Annotated in this window: 15 protein-coding genes; 13 read left to right on the top strand and 2 right to left on the bottom strand. The window is 70.1% G+C overall.

Going from position 1 to position 16,390, the window contains the following annotated elements; genetic code table 11:
- Positions 1-1,209, top strand: a complete 1,209-nt coding sequence (locus I4J89_RS33400; protein WP_196418136.1) for a cytochrome P450 — start codon at positions 1-3, stop codon at positions 1,207-1,209.
- Positions 1,210-1,216: 7 nt separating this feature from the next.
- Here the strand turns inward: I4J89_RS33400 and I4J89_RS33395 are convergent, their stop codons facing one another.
- Positions 1,217-2,308 (bottom strand): IS630 family transposase, encoded by a 1,092-nt coding sequence (locus I4J89_RS33395; protein WP_309238574.1) that lies wholly within the window; start codon positions 2,306-2,308, stop codon positions 1,217-1,219.
- A gap of 605 nt (positions 2,309-2,913) precedes the next feature.
- Here I4J89_RS33395 and I4J89_RS33390 point away from each other — a divergent pair.
- Both I4J89_RS33390 and I4J89_RS33385 read left to right on the top strand, forming a co-directional pair.
- Positions 2,914-3,921 carry a hypothetical protein gene (locus I4J89_RS33390; protein WP_196418135.1) on the top strand — a complete coding sequence of 336 codons (1,008 nt, stop codon included), beginning with the start codon at positions 2,914-2,916 and terminating at the stop codon, positions 3,919-3,921.
- On the top strand, positions 3,918-4,421 hold the full coding sequence (locus I4J89_RS33385; protein ID WP_196418134.1) for a hypothetical protein: 504 nt from the start codon (positions 3,918-3,920) through the stop codon (positions 4,419-4,421). Before I4J89_RS33390 ends, I4J89_RS33385 begins: the two co-directional genes overlap by 4 nt.
- A 2-nt stretch (positions 4,422-4,423) precedes the next feature.
- On the opposite strand, the gene I4J89_RS33380 is transcribed toward I4J89_RS33385, so the two are convergent.
- Positions 4,424-7,627: an AfsR/SARP family transcriptional regulator gene (locus tag I4J89_RS33380; protein ID WP_196418133.1), complete on the bottom strand. Its 3,204-nt coding sequence runs from the start codon at positions 7,625-7,627 to the stop codon at positions 4,424-4,426.
- 520 nt (positions 7,628-8,147) lie between these two features.
- Between I4J89_RS33380 and I4J89_RS50105 the strand changes: the two genes are divergently transcribed.
- From I4J89_RS50105 to I4J89_RS33330, 10 genes are all read left to right on the top strand, one after another.
- On the top strand, positions 8,148-8,444 hold the full coding sequence (locus tag I4J89_RS50105) for a LysR family transcriptional regulator (protein WP_196418132.1): 297 nt from the start codon (positions 8,148-8,150) through the stop codon (positions 8,442-8,444).
- Complete coding sequence (locus I4J89_RS33370; protein WP_196418131.1) at positions 8,441-9,484, top strand: polyprenyl synthetase family protein; 1,044 nt, start codon at positions 8,441-8,443, stop codon at positions 9,482-9,484. Before I4J89_RS50105 ends, I4J89_RS33370 begins: the two co-directional genes overlap by 4 nt.
- 553 nt (positions 9,485-10,037) lie before the next feature.
- A complete protein-coding gene (locus I4J89_RS33365; protein ID WP_196418130.1) occupies positions 10,038-11,189 on the top strand; it encodes a sedoheptulose 7-phosphate cyclase in 1,152 nt (383 codons plus the stop codon).
- Positions 11,186-11,908, top strand: coding sequence for a cupin domain-containing protein (locus I4J89_RS33360; RefSeq protein ID WP_196418129.1), 723 nt, complete (start codon positions 11,186-11,188; stop codon positions 11,906-11,908). Before I4J89_RS33365 ends, I4J89_RS33360 begins: the two co-directional genes overlap by 4 nt.
- Positions 11,905-12,276, top strand: coding sequence for a cupin domain-containing protein (locus tag I4J89_RS33355; RefSeq protein WP_196418128.1), 372 nt, complete (start codon positions 11,905-11,907; stop codon positions 12,274-12,276). The genes I4J89_RS33360 and I4J89_RS33355 overlap by 4 nt, the downstream gene beginning before the upstream one ends.
- A complete protein-coding gene (locus tag I4J89_RS33350) occupies positions 12,273-13,352 on the top strand; it encodes a zinc-dependent alcohol dehydrogenase (RefSeq protein WP_196418127.1) in 1,080 nt (359 codons plus the stop codon). The genes I4J89_RS33355 and I4J89_RS33350 overlap by 4 nt, the downstream gene beginning before the upstream one ends.
- Positions 13,349-14,008, top strand: coding sequence for a cupin domain-containing protein (locus I4J89_RS33345; RefSeq protein ID WP_196418126.1), 660 nt, complete (start codon positions 13,349-13,351; stop codon positions 14,006-14,008). The genes I4J89_RS33350 and I4J89_RS33345 overlap by 4 nt, the downstream gene beginning before the upstream one ends.
- The gene (locus I4J89_RS33340) at positions 14,005-14,787 is read left to right on the top strand and encodes an SDR family oxidoreductase (protein WP_196418125.1); all 783 of its coding nucleotides are present in this window, start codon (positions 14,005-14,007) and stop codon (positions 14,785-14,787) included. Before I4J89_RS33345 ends, I4J89_RS33340 begins: the two co-directional genes overlap by 4 nt.
- Complete coding sequence (locus I4J89_RS33335; protein ID WP_196418124.1) at positions 14,777-15,340, top strand: VOC family protein; 564 nt, start codon at positions 14,777-14,779, stop codon at positions 15,338-15,340. Before I4J89_RS33340 ends, I4J89_RS33335 begins: the two co-directional genes overlap by 11 nt.
- Positions 15,337-16,386 (top strand): prenyltransferase, encoded by a 1,050-nt coding sequence (locus I4J89_RS33330; RefSeq protein ID WP_196418123.1) that lies wholly within the window; start codon positions 15,337-15,339, stop codon positions 16,384-16,386. The genes I4J89_RS33335 and I4J89_RS33330 overlap by 4 nt, the downstream gene beginning before the upstream one ends.
- Positions 16,387-16,390: the final 4 nt, after the last annotated feature.

Genomic DNA, 16,390 nt, shown 5'->3' with positions numbered 1-16,390 from the left:
ATGCGACCCGTACCGGACGACCTCGAGGCCGTCGACCTCACCGATCCGAGCACGTTCATCGAGCACGACCAGTACGCGATGTGGCGGCGGTTCCGCGCCGAGCGGCCGGTGTACCGGCATGCCGGCGACCCAGGCTTCTGGGTGCTGACCCGCTACGCCGACGTCAAACGGGTCTACCGCGACGACCAGAACTTCACCTCGGAGCGCGGCAACGTCCTGCAGACGCTGCTCGCCGGCGCGGACACCGGCGCGGGCCAGATGCTGGTGGTCACCGACGGGCCCCGGCACACGGCGATCCGCAAGCTCATCCTCGAGTCGTTCTCGCCACGCGCGCTGCAGCCGGTCATGGACCGGCTCGCCGCCCGGACGAAGTCGCTGCTGGACGAGCTGATCGGCGCGGGCACGGTGGACTTCGCGGCCCAGTTCGCCGACCGGGTGCCGATCGCCACCATCTGCGACCTGCTCGGCGTACCGCCCTCCGACCACTCGCTCCTGCTCGACCTCAACAAGAAGGCGCTCAGCTCGACCGACGGCGGCGACTTCACCGACGTCTCGCACAACGCCCGGATCAGCATCCTGTACTACTTCGCCGCGCTCGCGCAGGACCGCCGCGACGAACCCCGCGACGACGTGGTCAGCGCGCTGGCCAACACGCTGGTCGACGGCCAACCGCTCTCCGACCAGGAGGTGGCGCTCAACAGCTACAGCCTCATGCTCGGCGGTGACGAAACCAGCCGGCTGTCGATGATCGGCTCGATCAAGGCCTTCCACGACTTCCCCGATCAATGGCGCGCGCTCAAGGACGGCAGCGCGAGCGTGGCGTCGGCGGTCGAGGAGATCCTGCGCTTCACCTCGCCGGCCATGGCGTTCGGGCGGCGCACACTGGCCGACGTATCGATCGGCGGCGAACAGATCGCGGCGGACTCGATCGTGACGCTCTGGAACACCGCCGCCAACCGCGACGAATCCGTCTTCCCGGACGCCGAACGGTTCCTCATCGGACGAACCCCCAACCGCCACATGGCGCTGGGCTACGGACCGCACTTCTGCCTGGGCGCCTTCCTGGCGCGAGCCGAGCTCGGCGCCATGCTCGAGGTGCTGCGCGGCGGCGTCTCACACATCGAGTCCTGCGGCCCGGCGAAGCCCATCTATTCGAACGCGCTGACCGGCATGTCATCACTACCCGCCTCGTTAGCGCCGGCAATCTAGTGCCTCGTCATGCGGCCTTGAACGGGTAATCCGGGTGGCGGATCTTGGACTCGGTCGCGTATCCGGTTTTCGGGCGGGCTCGCTGGTTGTGCCATCGGATGTAGTCACCGATCGCGGCGTCCTGCTCGGCATGTGAGCGGTGGTCGGTGCCGTTGAGGGCGAAGTAGCGCAGGGCAGCGAACTCGGCTTCGATCCAGTTCAGCCAGGAACTGTAGGTCGGCAGGAAGACCAGCTCGACCTGGTTGTTCTGGCACCAGGCCCGGACACTCGGGTGCTTGTGCGGGGAGAAGTTGTCCAAGATCAGATGTAGCGTCTGTCCTGGCCAGCGGCGTCGCAGACTCTTGAGGAAGTCGAGAAACTCGGTGGAGCGTTTCCGGTCCCGGATCCGGTAGTGGATCTTCCCGGTGGCCAGGTCGAGGCTGGCGATCATGTGCCGAACACCGTGATCACGGTGATAGGTCGCCCGCAGCCGGACCGGCTTGCCCTGCGATTTCCAGGCTTTGCCCGGTCGTGGCTGCAGGTTCAGCGGTCCGAACTCATCGACGCAGACGACCCTGCCGCCAGCGGGCGGATGGTCGTAGAGGTCGAGGACCGCTCGCATCTTCGACGTGAAGTCGGGGTCGTTGCTGGCCTTCCAGGTCTTCGACGTCTGCCAGGTGAGGCCGCGTTCGTGCAGGATGCGCCGGACGGTCTCGACGCTGATCGTGGTGACCAGGCCGGCGTTGATCAGGTAGTCACGCAGCTTGGATAGCGACCAGGTGGAGAACGGCCGGCCGAGGAATCGGGGGTCACACCGGGCGATCACGCAGATCCAGTCGCGGGTCTGCTCACTGATCTTGTTCGGTGTGCCCCCTCTCCATTTTGGGTCCAGCGCGTCGAACCCCCGCTCGTTGAACGCGTGGATCACGTCGCGGACGTAGTCCTCGGTGGCCTTCAGCAGGTATGCGATGTCCGGCGCCGACTGGCCCTGACCGGACATCAGCACCACGATCGCCCGGCGCAGCTTGACCGGGTTCTTCGCGGTCCGCGTGATCTTCTGCAGCCGCTGGCCCTCAGCCATCGACAGCGCCCGCACGAACACTTCCGGGCGTCGTCCCACCCGGCATCACCTCCCACACCCAACAGCGAGAGGGACAGCCTGCCCGAAGCAGCTTCAGAACCGACGGATTACACGGCCAACGTTCAAAGACGAGGCACTAGTTAGGCAGCGGCGGTGGGTCAACGCCCTCTTGCCGGTTCCGCTTCTTCGGGGTACGCGTAACCGGTCGTCCCGCCGAAGCCGGCCCGTCCCCGCTCTACCGGCGCAAGCCCAGCTTCCCTCACCGCCCCAGCGCGACCGCCCGGGAAACAGCATCACCTGACGGTCACGGCGGCAATCGCGGTCCCGCCGCCTGGGGCAGGTGCTGCGGTCCGGCCAGGCAGCCCGGTCGCCTGGCGAGCAACCACGCCCGCAGCGCGACGGACTGGTGTTTCCCGGCGGCCGCGCTGGGGCCGGAACGGAAAGCCCGGCTCGCGCCGGGAGAGCGGGCACGCGGCGGCTTCGGCGGGACGCCGGTCACGCGTACCCCGAAGGAGCGGGACCGGCAAGCAGACCTCGCCATGAAGGTCGCGAAGGCGGTCGCGGTGGTCAAGGTTGCGCGTTTGCTGTGGGCCGGCTGTGAGCGGCTCAGACGATCCACAGGAGACTCGTCGCAGAATCCGCGCATGCCAATCGTCGTCACGCGAGGGCGGTCTGGACGGTGGGCGCTGGCTTGCCTGGCGTTTCTCGTCGCCGAGGTTACTCTCCGGATCTACTGGATCGCCGGTGGCCGATGGGGGTACACCGCCTGCGACCGGACCGACCTGACCGATCCGGCCGGGGGATGCGGCGCGGACCGCGTCGAGGCGTTGCCGTTCTGGCCGGGATGGGGCGCGGTGGGCGTCGGCGCCATCCTGACGGTCCTGGTCATATACGCGCTGCGCGTTCCCGGCCGCTCAGCGGCCGCCGGTGCTTGGACCGCCGCCGCGCTGCTGGTGATCGCCGCGTTCCCGCTGCATCTGCTCTTCGAAGTCCCGGCGGCGCTCGCCGGACGCCCGTCGGACTGGCGTGACCTCGGCGCCCGGCTCGCGCTGGTGGTCGGTGGCGTCCTGTTCGCCGGACTCGCGAACGCGACCGGTCCACGGACCGGATCCGCGGCTCCCGGCTACCGGCCGGTGCCTCGATGGACCCGCCGCTGGGCGTACGTGGCCGTCGCGCTGCCGGTGGTCGGCTGGGCCGTGCCGCACGGGCTTTGGCTGCTCGATGTGCCGTTCGGCATCTCCCAGCAGCAGCTCGACGAGATTCACCAGGATCTCGCGGTAGCGACCGGCGTGGCGATCACCTTCGTCCCGCCGCTCGCCGGCCTGCTCTGTCTCGGGCTGGTGCAGCGCTGGGGACAGCAGTTCCCGCGGTGGGTGCCGGGCCTGGCCGGCCGGGGGGTTCCCCGGCTGCTGGCCGTGGTCCCGGCCGGTGTGGTGGCGATGGCCCTGGTCATGTACGGCGCGCTCAGCACCGCGGTGCTGGGCGGGCGGTTGCTCACGGGGGAGTCGAGCTGGCCGGAGCTACGGGAGGGATGGGCGGTGACCGCGACGCTGCTGGTGTTCCTCGGCTGGGGAGTGGCCCTGGGCGTCACGACCGCCGGCTATGCCCTGGCAACCCGGTCACCGGCGGATCCGGAAGTGGAACAGTCATGAGTACCTTCGTTGCCGGGCGTGCCCTGGCGGACCCGCCTTCACGGTGGGCCGTCGGTGCCGCGTACGCCGTCCCGCTCTGCGTCCTACCGTCGGCTCTCTGGCGACTGTCCGCCCCCGGCTGGTATCCGGCTCTCCTGTCCGCCCTGTCGATGGCGCTGGGACTGGCAACGCTCGGGTTGGTGCATCGTTGGGGCCAGCGAGTTCCGCACTGGGTGCCCCGGCTCGGTGGCCGCCCGATCCCGCCTCGCCCGGTGGTGGCGGTCGCGTTGACCGGCGGCTCGTTGTTTGTCGCCATCTGCGTGTACTACTTCTTGAACCAGGCGTTCCACTTCGTGGAGAGCGGCTGGGTCGGGATCGGCCGCGACGAGCCGGCACGCGAAACCCCAGGCTGGGACGTGCTGCGCTACTACGTCCCGCTGGTCGCCTGGGGTCCGCTGGTCATAACCGTGGCCGCCGACTACCGCCGGCGCGTCGCCCTGGCTCGCTCCCGGCCACAATAGGATCAGAGCCCGTGCCCGGCGCGGCGCACCCAGTCGCCGTCGTGGATCCGGTTCCGCAGTGCCTCCGCCGCGGTGCGTCCGAGCGCCTGACCGACTCGGTCGAAGACCGTGATCGCCTCTACGCAGGTGCGCTCGGCGGCCTCGGCAGTACCCTCGTCCAGCTCGATCGCGGCTCGCCGCAGCAGGACGGTTCCGCGATGCAGGCCGAAGCCACTCCGCTCGATCCGGGTGAGGGCTTCGGTCACGCACTTGCGGGCCGCCGACAGGACGCCGAGTTCGCGTTCGGCCGCGGCCAACTGCTGCAACGCCTCGATCTCACCGTTGAGATAGCCCATCTCCGCAGCCAGCGACCGGGCCTGCGTGAAACAACGGCGCGCGTCCGAGGCGTCGCCCCGCGCCAGCAGGCTGGCCCCGAGGGCGTTGAGCGCCTCCGCCTCAGTACGACGATGGTTGATCATGCGGGCCAGCTCGAGCGCCTCCTCGGCGAACCGCTGGGCGAGCTCGGCGTTGCCGAGGTCGAGATGTGTGCCGGCGATGACCACCGCGGTTCGGCACTCACCGAGCCGGGAGCCGATGCGGCGGAACTGCGCGATCGTGCTCACCAACTCTTTCAGAGCCTCGCTGGACCGGCCCTGCTCGCGATGTGTGCAGGCGAGTTCCAGGTGGATCCCGGCCGAGGAGTACTCGGGACCGACCTGGGTGTCGGTCTCGGCCGCGGCCGTGAGCATTTGTGCGCTCCGGGCGAGATCACCCTGGTATCGGTACGCGATGCCCAGCCCGTGCGCCGCTCCCACCTCGTAGAAGGGAGAACTGGGCGAGGTGTTCAGCTCCCGGATCCGTTCGAAGCTGCGCACCGCGACGTCGAGCTGCCCCAGCCACAGCGCGGCCATGCCGAGCGCGTTCTCGCACACCACCTGATACTGCCGGTCACCCATCTGCTGATAGAGCGTCGCGGCACGTCTCAAATGGTCGATGCCGAGCTGTTGCCGCCCCGCGGTGATGTACGCGTGCCCCAGGCTGAGCCGCATGATGGCCTCACCCTGTTCATCAGCCGCGCGGATCGCCGCCTTGAGGCCGAGCCGGGTAACGGCGATCCACTCGGTGTACCGCTCGGTCAGCGCCAGCGGCGAGGTCATCGCGTCGCCGAGCTGCCAGGCCGACGCGAGCGGCCCCGAGTTGGCCGCGTACGCGACCGCGGCGTGCAGGTTGTCCCGCTCGTCGTCGAGCCAGGTGATCGCCTGTGCACGGTCGACGAACTGCGGTGGCGGAACAACGGTGGTGCTCGGCGGCAACGTCGGGGACGGACGGTGCGGCTCGATGACGTGGGAGGCGGCAGTGGTCGCGTGCGCGTAGTAGTCGAGAACACGACGGGCCGCGGACTCCTGCTCCGTCTCCGGCTCCTCCGACTCGCAGAGCTGAGCGGCATAGGCCCGCAACAGGTCGTGCACCCGGTATCGCGCGTCACCGGCCTCGACCAGGTTGGCCGCGACCAGGCTGGCGAGCATCGCGGCGGCCTGGCCCGGAGCGTCCAGCAGCGCGGCGGCCACGGGTGCCGTGAAGGTCGGCCCCGGGATCAGCGAGAGCAGCCGAAACCATCGCTGCTGCTCAGTGGAGAGAGCGCGGTACGAGTGCTCGAACGTGGCCCGCACCGCGCTCTGCTGATCGTCATCCAGCGAGAAGACCGAGAGCCGGTCGTCGCCCTCGAGCTCAGACACGTAATCGGCGATGGGCTCGTAGGCGCGGCTGGCCAGCATCGCACCGGCGATCCGGAGAGCGAGCGGCAGATTTCCGCAGAGCTGGGCCAGGCGGCGGACCGCACCCGGCTCGGCCGCCACCCGGTCCGCACCGATCAGCCGGCCGACCAGTTCCTCGGCCGCGTGCTCGCTGAGCGGTTCCAGGGTGAACGGCCGGCCGCCCTGCATGGCGATCAGCCCCTGCAGCTGCGACCGGCTGGTGATCAGGACCGCGCAGCGGCTGGTCGCCGGGAGCAGCGGGCGTACCTGCTCCGGGTTGCGGGCGTTGTCCAGCACGATCAGCACCCGCTTGTCGACGAGCAGGGAGCGGTAGAGCATGACCTGCTCGTCGAGGTCGAGCGGGATGGTGTCGGTGGCCGCGCCGAGGCCACGCAGGAAGCGGGGCAGCAGCTCGCCCGGCTTCATGGCCGGGCCAATCCCGAAGCCGCGCAGGTCAGCGAAGAGCTGCCCGTCCGGGAAGTGCTCGCGCACCTCGTGCGCGACGTGCACCGCCAGTGCGGTCTTGCCGACCGCCGGCATCCCCGACAGCACCACGATCGGCGGAGAGGCGGCCTCACGGTCGGGGACGAGCAGCTCGGTCATCCCGGACACCAGGTGCCGCCGCCCGACGAAGTCGGCCACGTCGGAGGGCAACTGGGACGGCGCCACCACCCGGCTCGGGGCAGCGACCGGCGGGGGCGGCGGCACCGACTCCGTTGATGTCGGCACCGCCAGCGTCGGGTCGCGATCCAATACCCGCTGGTACAGCTGCTGCAACTCGTCACCGGGATCGATACCGGTCTCCTCGGCGAGCACTCCCCGGGCGTGGTGATAGGTCGCCAGCGCGTCCGCGTTACGGCCGTCGCGATAGAGGGCCACGATCAGCTGGGACCAGAAGCCCTCGTGCAGCGGATACTCGCCGGTGAGCTTTCGGAGCTCACTGATCACCTGGGTGTGTGCTCCGTTCCGCAGGTCGGCGTCGATCCGCCGCTCAACGGCGGCGAGCCGCTCCTCGGTGAGACCGCTGAGCTCGTAGCGCTGCAGGTAGTCGGAGTGAACGTCGGCCAGCGGGGCACCCCGCCACAGAGCCAGCGCCTGCCGCAGCGTTTCCGACTCCGCCGCCGGGTCCTCGGCACGGCGGTGCAGCCGCGCCTCGGCGACCAGCGCGCGGAACCGGTGCAGGTCCACCTGCTGGGGGTCGATCGCCAACCGATAGCCGCTGGACGTGGTCTCGATCGCGTCCTCGCCCAGCAGTCGGCGCAAGCGACGCACGTAGTTGTGCACGGCCGCCTTCGGATCGGCGGGTTGCTCGTCCCCCCAGAGTGCGGCGTAGAGCTCGGCCAGCGACGAGTTCCGGCCCGCGCGGAGAACCAGCGAGGCGACGAGCGCACGCTGCTTCGGTGCCTTGACGGTGATCAATTCGCCGCCGGCACGTATCTCCAGTGGACCAAGAACTCCAAAAGTCAAGTCCATGAAACTCGAACAATCCCCGTTTATCGGCGCGTCTCGAATGTGGACGATCGATTCCATGATCCTACCCACCGGCGGCCGGCTCCTGCGTCCACTACGGCGATGGATAGCTCACCGGATCATATTCGAATTTTTAATACGCAGTGGACATCCGGCCATCCGGCAGTTTCATCTACGTGTTGTGACGTTTCCCCGCGTGTCCCGCTGAAGCGGGGCACCGCAGCTCAGGCAGGTCGGCGGCAGTCGGTTCGCCGGCACAGGCACACCGCGCCGTCGTTCGGACTGCCGGGACGCGGCGGTCACGGTACAGTCCCCGGGCGCAGCGGCCGCCAGCCCAGCTCGGGCGGCGCTGAACCGGGAGCTGTCCTGCCGGACCAGCACGCGATAGCGGCGCGATAGCGGTCTGATCAGTGCCATGGCCGAAGCTCGACCGGGACGTTGACCGCACGGCAGTTGCCGATCAACCGACACAGGCACAGCCGGGTTGGCGCACGTACACCGACACGACGGGGGGACTCACTCGATGCACGAGCGGGAATTACGAGCGTTCGTAGCGATAGTCGAGGCCGGCCGCATGGACCACGCCGCCACTTCGCTCGGCTATTCACAACCCGCGATCAGCTACCAGATCAAGTGCCTGGAACAGCAGCTCGGCACGCGACTGTTCTTCCGGCACCCGGACGGCGCCCTGCTGACCCCGGAGGGCGCCATGGTGCTTCCCTCAGCGCGAGCCGTCCTGGCTCTCCTGGACGGGATCAAGGAGTTGACCGGCCGGCCGGACCGCAGCGCGCCCGTCGAACACCTGCGGGCCGCCGGATGAGCCCCTCGACCGCGCCCCTCACCGCGGCGAAGATCGGGAAGTTCGACGTGCGTGCCTGCGTCGAGTCCTTCGACCCGTCCCTGACCTCGACGCTGCGCACCGTCATGGCCGAGGTCGAGACCGAGATGCGCCGGCGCATCAGTGCCACCTCCGATCCTTGGCTGAACCAGGCGGCCGGCCACCTGATCAGAGCCGGCGGGAAGCGCATGCGACCCCTTCTGGTCGCCCTTGCCGCACAGACCGGCCGTCCGGACCACAAGCGGGTCGTCTGCGCCGCCATCGCCGTGGAACTGGTGCACGTGGCCACCCTGCACCACGACGACGTGATGGATTGCGCCACGCTCCGTCACGGCGTGCCGAGCGCGAACAAGCTGTGGGGAAACCGGCTGGCCGTGCTGATCGGCAACCACCTCCTGGGTATCGCCGCCACCACGGGGCTCGAGATCAGCACCGATTTCGTACGCCGGCAGGGCTGGACGCTGACCCGGCTGGTGCGGGGACAGGCCACCGAGGGTTCCACGCCTCGTCCCGGCGAGAGCGCCGTGGAGCAGTACCTGCGGGTGGCTTCGGACAAGTCCGCGGCACTGTTCGCCTTCGCCGCCTGGGCCGGCGCCGTGTGTGGCGACACCAGCGAGAAGGCCGCCGAGGGCCTGGCCGGCTACGGCGAAGCGCTCGGCGTGGCCTTCCAGATCTCCGACGACCTGCTGGACATCGTCGCGGACACGGCGGACTTCGGGAAGACCCGTGGCATCGATCTCCAGACCGGGGTGCGGACACTGCCGATCTTGCGCGCTCTGTCCGCCGGGGACAAGTACGCCGAGCGGCTCGGCGAGATCCTCGACGCGGGCGCCGTGACCGATCCGGATCTGCGCCACGAGGCCCTGACGCTGCTGCGCTCGTCGCCGGCGCTGGAGCGGACGTACGACGATCTCCGGCGGCACGCGGCCGCGGCGGAGAGCAGCCTGGCGAGCGTACCGGACTGCGCGGCACGTGACGCCCTCCTGACGTTGTGTGACTTTGTCGTGCGGCGTACGTACTGACGAACCCGATCTGGAGCGCTCTTCGATGTGATCCAGATCACAGTAAGGGCATCGAGAGTCCGTTAAGTGACACTTGCCGCTCCACCGCCACCGTTTCAAAAATCGAATACCACCAGTTGAGCGCTTCCTAAAGCGACTTCAGCCCGCAGCACGCCGGGCCGCCCGCCATGCCGGGCGGCCCGCAATGGCGTGTGCGCTGTTGCCAAGGCCGCCCCGGAACAATTAGCCTGCCGAGCGACGAGATTGACTCGAATGACTTGGTCGCCCGACGCGGGCCCGATCTACCACGGGGTAACGAGAAATGACCTGGTTGAATAGACAGCCACTTCGGCATGTCACTTTTCGGAGTCTTCCGGAGCGCACCAGCGCACTCTGTCCACGCTGAGCAGCCATCACGCTCCGACGCCTACCCGTAACGACAGGCGTTCGACCCACCGGGCAAAGCGGACATCCCTCGCTTCACTCCCGCCCGGACAAGCCGAACAGGGCCGATGATCCCTCGTCAGACGCGCCCGCCCACCGGCGGCCGCCGCGACAGCGAAGCTTGGAACAGATGATAGGACTTGAGACCTACCGCGTCAGCGCACAAGCACTCGCCGACTACGAAGTTACGTTCAGCGACGACATTCTCGACCGGGCCAGTCCGGAACTCGCGACGTGCGGAAACCGCACGGAAACGCGTTCCAGACGACGAATCGCGGTGCTCGATGAATCCGTGAACGCGCTTTACGGAACGAGAATCCGAGAATATTTCGAGTGGCACGGCCTGGAATGTCAATATGTAGTGCTCCCACCTGGTGAACAGCACAAGGTGATGGAGACCGTGCTCACCGTGATCGCGGAGTTCGACCGGTTTGGCCTAGACCGGCGCCGCGAGCCGGTCATCTCGTTCGGCGGCGGAGTGCTGCTCGATCTGGTCGGCGTCGCCACGTCGATGTACCGGCGGGGCGTGCCGCACGTCCGGGTCCCGACCACCCTGCTCGGCCAGGTGGACGCGGCGATCGGCGCCAAGACCGGCATCAACCACGGCGCTCACAAGAACCGCCTGGGCAGCTTCCAGCAGCCGGCCGGCGTACTGCTGGACCGCCGGTTCCTCGCCTCGCTCGACGAGCGGCACCTGCGCAACGGCATGGCCGAGATCGTCAAGCTGGCCGTGGTACGCGACGAGCGGCTCTTCGAGCTGTTGGAAGAGCACGGCGAGCTATTGATCGAGGAGAGGTTCCAGGGTTCCTCCCCCACCGGCGAGCGGGTGGCGCGGCAGGTGCTGCACCGCTCGGTGCAGGGCATGCTCGCCGAACTCGAACCGAACCTGTGGGAACGCGAACTGGACCGCCTCGTCGACTTCGGTCACTCGGTGGGACCGGCGCTCGAGATGCGCGCCGACGGCGAACTGCTGCACGGCGAGACGGTCGCCATCGACATCGCCCTGTTCACCACGGTGGCGGCCAGTCGTGGGGTGCTGGACGACAAGGCCGGGCGCCGGATTCTGGAGTTGCTGCACCGGCTCGCCCTGCCGACCGACCATCACCTGCTCGACGGGGATCTGCTCCGGCGGGCGATGACGGACACGGTCCGGCATCGGGACGGCCGTCAGCGGCTGCCCGTACCGGTCGGCATCGGCGCGGCGACCTTCCTCAACGACGTGTCCGACGAGGAACTGCGCAGCGCGCTGCGGCACCGGCGTCGAGAGGCGGTACCGACATGATCATCGCTGATACGGCGGCGCCGGCCGAGGTCCACGGTGTCCACGGCGCCGCGGGCGTGTCCTGGTGGAAGTGCTTCGTCCGCGGCCCCGAGCTGACCGGAGCCTGGGAGGCGGTCGAGTGGGCCCGCCTGCCACCGGGCGGGCTCAGCGGCGAACACCTGCACACCCGGACCGAAGAGGTGTACATCCTGCTGTCCGGGCACGGCGAGATCATCCTGAATGGCCACCACACCCCGGTCGGACCCGGCGACGTGGTGCTCACCGGGCTCGGCACGCGGCACGGGCTGCTCAACACCGGCCCGGAGCCGCTGAGCTGGCTGGTGGTGGAACTGCTGGGTCCCGCCACGGCCGCCGTGTTCGGGCGCGGGCCGGCCGGGCGATCGGAGAGGAACGAGGCGATGACCGCAGCCAAGGTGTTCCATCTGGGCGAACCGGGCGAGATCGATCCCCGGTCCGTGCTGACCGGCCCACTGCGCCGGATCGCCCGGCAGCGACTCGCACCGGGGCAGGCCGACACCGTGGCCGCCGACGGTCGCGAGCTCACCTACTTCGTCATCGACGGCTCCGGCACCGCGACCTCCGGCTCGGCCTCCGCCGAACTCGCGCCCGAGGTGTCGCTGACCCTGCCGCTGGGTGCCGGCGCGACCCTCACCGCGGGACCGGACGGTCTCGAACTTTACGTGCTGGAACTACTGGTGACCGAAGGGAACCCGGCATGATCGTCACCACCGGTGACGCCCCGTCCGGACTGACCGCGGATCCGGGGCACCGGCGGCTCGTACGCTGCCTGACCCGGCGCGGGATGCTGCACAGCGAGTGCCAGGCGATCGACCATCTTCGGCTGGCCACCGGCGACCACCTCGAACTCGTCGAAGCGGACGGGCACGAGACCGCCTGGGTGATCTGCGAGGGACGCGCCGCGCTGGGCGGAGACGCCGGCGAACTGACCTCCGGCGACGTCGTCCTGGTGCCCGCCGGGGACCGGCCGACCCTGACCGTCCTCGCCGGACCGCTGAAGCTGCTCCGGGTCGCGGTAGTGAGCCGTGAGACCGCCGGGCGGCTGCCGGCAAGGAGGCCGGTCATATGACTGACACACGGCAACCGAAGTCCCGGCCGGTCGCGGACGGCTGGCCGGCCGGGTCGATGACGGCGACCGCGCTGGTGGGAGTGCGCCGCCTGGCGGAGATCACGCTTCCCGTGCCACCGCCGGTGCCCGGTGAAGTCCTCGTGCGCCCGCACTACGTCGGGCTCTGCGGCACGGACCTGGAGCTCTTCGAGGGCACCTCCGGCTATCTGCGGTCCGGCCAGGCCCACTTCCCGCACGTCTTCGGCCACGAGTGGTGGGGCGAGGTGGTCGCCACCGGCGCCGACGTGCGCGACCTCTCGCCGGGTGACCCGGTCGCCGGGCAGACGATGATCCCCTGCGGCGGATGCGTCAGCTGTGCCCGCGGCCGCCGGCAACAGTGCCGGCGGATGCGCGAGGTCGGCCTCTACGAGCAGCTGGGCGCCGCGGCCCAGTACATCCGGGTCCCCCAGCACGCCCTGCACCGGATCCCGGCTCACATGGCCCAGCCGTGGGCGACGCTCATCGAGCCCGCGGTCACCGTCGCCGAGGCCCTGGCCCGGACCTCGGCCGGGCCGGCCGACCGGGTGGCGGTGCTCGGCACCGGCACGATCGGGCTGCTCGCGGTGCAGCTGGCCCGGCGCGTGACCGCGGCGGTCACCGCCGTCGGAGTGGAACCGGCCGGGCTGGCCGCCGCGGAACGATACGGTGCACAGGCCGTGCCCGCCGATGCCGCCGTCCCCGGGTTCTCCCTGGTGATCGAGGCATCCGGCGCCCCGAAGGCGTTCCCGCACGCCCTGGAGCTCACCGAGCCCGGCGGCCGGGTGGCCGTCGTCGGGGTGGCCTACGAGCCGGTGGCCGTGACCCCGGCCGACGTGGCCCTGCGCGGCCTGTCGGTACTCGGCATCCAGCACGGCATCGACCACTACCCGGACGTCGTCCAGCTGTTCGCCGACGGCGTTCTCGACGGTGCGGGGCTGCTCGCCGCGGCGGTACCGGTGGACCGGTGCGCCGAGGCCTTCGAGGTGCTCGCCGGAGACCGGGGCGCCCGGCCGAAGGTCGTCCTGGACCTCACCGGGCAACCGGGCGGAGCGGAATGAACCGGCCGGCCCGAGTGGACCACCGCATCGAGCGGCTGACCGGTCGCCACGGCCGGGTGGACCTTCTCTCACTGGCGCCCGGCGAGGCGGTCACGGAGGCCGGCGAGGGAACGGAATCGGCCGTCGTCGTCCTGGCGGGCGACCTGTCCGGACTCGGTACCGGCGCCACCCGGTTCGTACCGCCGGGTGTTCGCGCCGGCCTCGTGGCCGGTGCGGACGGCGCGCGGGCGCTCGTCGTCCAGGCCCGGGCCGCGGCACAGCCGGCACCGGACGCGGTTCCCGGCCGTCTCGACCAGGCCTCGTCGGAGGTGCTCGACACCGGCGGCGGCTTCGCCGACATGCGGGTGCGGTGGCTCGTCTGCGCGGCGACCTCGGGCAGCACCGCACTCGTCGTGGCCACCTCGACGTTCGCTCCCGACGGGCGGCACGAACTGCACCGGCACGCCTCAGCGGAGGAGTTCTTCATGGTCGTCGAGGGCGGCGGCGAACACCTCACCGAGAGCGGCCCGGTCCGGCTCGGCCCGGGCGACGCGGTCCTGATCCCGGCCGGGGAATGGCACGGATACCGAACCGACCCGGGCGTGACCACCCGGACCATCTACGGCTACCTCGGGGCGGCGAGCCTCGACGACGCGGGATACGAGGTGCGCGCATGACCAGCCGGGTCGCGATCGTGACCGGGGCCAGCTCCGGCATCGGCAAGGCCACCGCCGTGTACCTGGCCGAACAGGGCTTCGACGTCGGCGTGGGCTACCGGATCAACAAAGCCTCCGCCGAGGAGGTCGCCGCGCTGGTCCAGGCGGCCGGGCGCCGGGCGATCCCGTTCCCGCTGGACCAACGCGAGCCAGCCGCGGCCGCAGCCGCCGTGAGCCAGGCCGCCGAGCAGCTCGGCGGCCTGGACGCCTTCGTCAACAACGCCGCGGTGAACCGCCGGTCGAACTTCCTCGACGAGACGCTCGACGGCTGGACCGAGCTGCTGACGGTCGACCTCACCGGACCGTTCGCCTGCGCCCAGGCCGCCGCGCGGGCGATGGTGGCGCAGGGCCGCGGTGGCCGCATCGTCAACGTCACGTCCGTGCACGACGCCGTGCCGATCCGGGGCGGCTCGGCGTATTGCGCCGCGAAGGGCGGGCTCCTGCAGCTGACCCGGGTGATGGCGCTGGAGCTGGCCGGGCATGGCATCAGCGTGAACGCGGTCAGCCCCGGCGAGACCGCGACGCCGATGAACGGCGTACCCGACGACGTCGACGCGGCCGGGATCGACCGGCCGGCGATCCCGGCGGGGCGGCCCGGACGGGCCCGGGAAGTGGCCGCTCTCGTGGCCCACCTGCTCCACCCCGACGCCGGCTACATCACCGGAGCCGCCCTGACGATCGACGGCGGACTGACCCTGATGAGCGCCATTCCCAACCAGGAGTACGCGAATGTCCTCTGATACACGCGACCCGATCGGCATCCCCGGCGCACGCGCCGTGCACCACGTCGCCTACACCGTGCCCGACCTCGCTCAGGCGGTCCGCTTCTTCGTCGACGTGATCGGCGCTGAGCTGGTCTATCAGCTGGACCGGGTGGACGACCCGGACGGCGGTGACTGGATGACACGCAAGCTGGGCGTGCACCCGGAGGCGGTGGCCCGCATCGCGATGCTGCGGCTGGGGCCGGTCACCAATCTCGAGCTGTTCGAGTACGACTCCCCGGACCAGCGGCAGACGTTGCCGCGCAACAGCGACTGGGGCGGTCACCACCTCGCCATCCATGTGGACGACGTGGACCGGGCGGTGGCCTACCTGCAGGAGCAGCCCGGGGTACGGATCCTCGGCAAGCCGGAGACCATCGAGGACGGCCCGATCGCCGGTGACCGCTGGGTCTACTTCACCACGCCCTGGGGCATGCACCTGGAGCTGATCAACCTGCCGGCCGGGGCGCCCTTCGAGCAGGACACGGACGCCCGGCTCTACCAACCGGACCAGCCCTGGACGAATCGATGAGCCTGGCCCGCGACTTCGTCCTGCTGGTACGCCTCGGCCGGCCGAAGTTCCTGCTGGAGAGCGTCCTGACCGTGACCTGCGGTATCGCCGTGGTGGTCTACCTGGGACATCCCTTCCTGATCGGGCCCTGGCTGGTGGCGCAGGCGTTCGTGTCCACCACGCACCTGATGACCCAGTACTGCAACGAGTACTTCGACCTGGAGGCGGACAGCGCGCACACCGGCCCGACCGCCTGGACCGGTGGCAGTCAGGTGCTCGCGCAGGGGTTGCTGCCGGCCGGGGTCAGCCTGGCCGCGTCCTTCGTGCTGCTGTTCGTCTCGATCGCGCAGATCGCGTTCATGCCGACGCTGACCACCCGGCTCGTCTGTGTGGTCATCGTCGCGCTGGCCTGGTTCTACACGGCACCGCCGATCCGGCTCAACTATCGCGCGGCCGGCGAGGTGACGACCGCGGCCGTGCTGACCGTTCTGTGCCCCGCGCTCGCGTGCCTGCTGCAGATCGGCACCCTGCCGCCGCTGCTGCTCGCCGTCACCGGCTTCCTGTTCCTGGTGATGACCGCCCGGATGATGGTGATGAACTTCTGTGACGGGGACTCGGACCGCTCGGTGGGCAAACTGACCCTGCCGAACACGCTCGGTCCGCGGCGCGCGGCCTGGCTGTTCACCGGACTGCAACTGGCCGCCTACCTGTGTCTCGTCGTGGTGACGGTGACCGGGACCGTACCTCTCATCGCGGGCATCGCACTGCTCGGGACCGCGCCGATGGCCGCCATGCTGTGCCGCAAGCTGCTGCACGACCCGCCGTCAGCCGACGACCCGGTGCAGGCGAACCGCATCGCGCGCAGCGCGACGGTGCACGCCGCCGCCACCGGCTATCTGGTGCCGGCCGCCCTGCTGGCCGCGGCAGCGGCCCGGTACGGGTTCACCGCGGCCGTCCTCGGCGGACTCGTGCCGCTGCTGTTCTACACCGTCCTGTTCCTATGGCAGCGGCTCGGCGAGCACTTCGCGGACCGCGCCCGGCCGATGCCCGAGGTGTCCCGCACGTGACTCC

Source organism: Actinoplanes aureus (genome assembly GCF_015704865.1).
Lineage (GTDB): Bacteria > Actinomycetota > Actinomycetes > Mycobacteriales > Micromonosporaceae > Actinoplanes > Actinoplanes aureus.
This window is presented reverse-complemented; position numbering and strand designations above follow the sequence as displayed.

What these genes read in the sequence shown, in the direction of transcription:
- I4J89_RS33400 (WP_196418136.1), top strand. Translation starts at nt 1, where the DNA reads ATGCGACCCGTACCGGACGACCTCGAGGCCGTCGACCTCACCGATCCG.
- I4J89_RS33390 (WP_196418135.1), top strand. Translation starts at nt 2,914, where the DNA reads ATGCCAATCGTCGTCACGCGAGGGCGGTCTGGACGGTGGGCGCTGGCT.
- I4J89_RS33385 (WP_196418134.1), top strand. Translation starts at nt 3,918, where the DNA reads ATGAGTACCTTCGTTGCCGGGCGTGCCCTGGCGGACCCGCCTTCACGG.
- I4J89_RS33380 (WP_196418133.1), bottom strand. Translation starts at nt 7,627, where the DNA reads ATGGACTTGACTTTTGGAGTTCTTGGTCCACTGGAGATACGTGCCGGC.
- I4J89_RS50105 (WP_196418132.1), top strand. Translation starts at nt 8,148, where the DNA reads ATGCACGAGCGGGAATTACGAGCGTTCGTAGCGATAGTCGAGGCCGGC.
- I4J89_RS33370 (WP_196418131.1), top strand. Translation starts at nt 8,441, where the DNA reads ATGAGCCCCTCGACCGCGCCCCTCACCGCGGCGAAGATCGGGAAGTTC.
- I4J89_RS33365 (WP_196418130.1), top strand. Translation starts at nt 10,038, where the DNA reads ATGATAGGACTTGAGACCTACCGCGTCAGCGCACAAGCACTCGCCGAC.
- I4J89_RS33360 (WP_196418129.1), top strand. Translation starts at nt 11,186, where the DNA reads ATGATCATCGCTGATACGGCGGCGCCGGCCGAGGTCCACGGTGTCCAC.
- I4J89_RS33355 (WP_196418128.1), top strand. Translation starts at nt 11,905, where the DNA reads ATGATCGTCACCACCGGTGACGCCCCGTCCGGACTGACCGCGGATCCG.
- I4J89_RS33350 (WP_196418127.1), top strand. Translation starts at nt 12,273, where the DNA reads ATGACTGACACACGGCAACCGAAGTCCCGGCCGGTCGCGGACGGCTGG.
- I4J89_RS33345 (WP_196418126.1), top strand. Translation starts at nt 13,349, where the DNA reads ATGAACCGGCCGGCCCGAGTGGACCACCGCATCGAGCGGCTGACCGGT.
- I4J89_RS33340 (WP_196418125.1), top strand. Translation starts at nt 14,005, where the DNA reads ATGACCAGCCGGGTCGCGATCGTGACCGGGGCCAGCTCCGGCATCGGC.
- I4J89_RS33335 (WP_196418124.1), top strand. Translation starts at nt 14,777, where the DNA reads ATGTCCTCTGATACACGCGACCCGATCGGCATCCCCGGCGCACGCGCC.
- I4J89_RS33330 (WP_196418123.1), top strand. Translation starts at nt 15,337, where the DNA reads ATGAGCCTGGCCCGCGACTTCGTCCTGCTGGTACGCCTCGGCCGGCCG.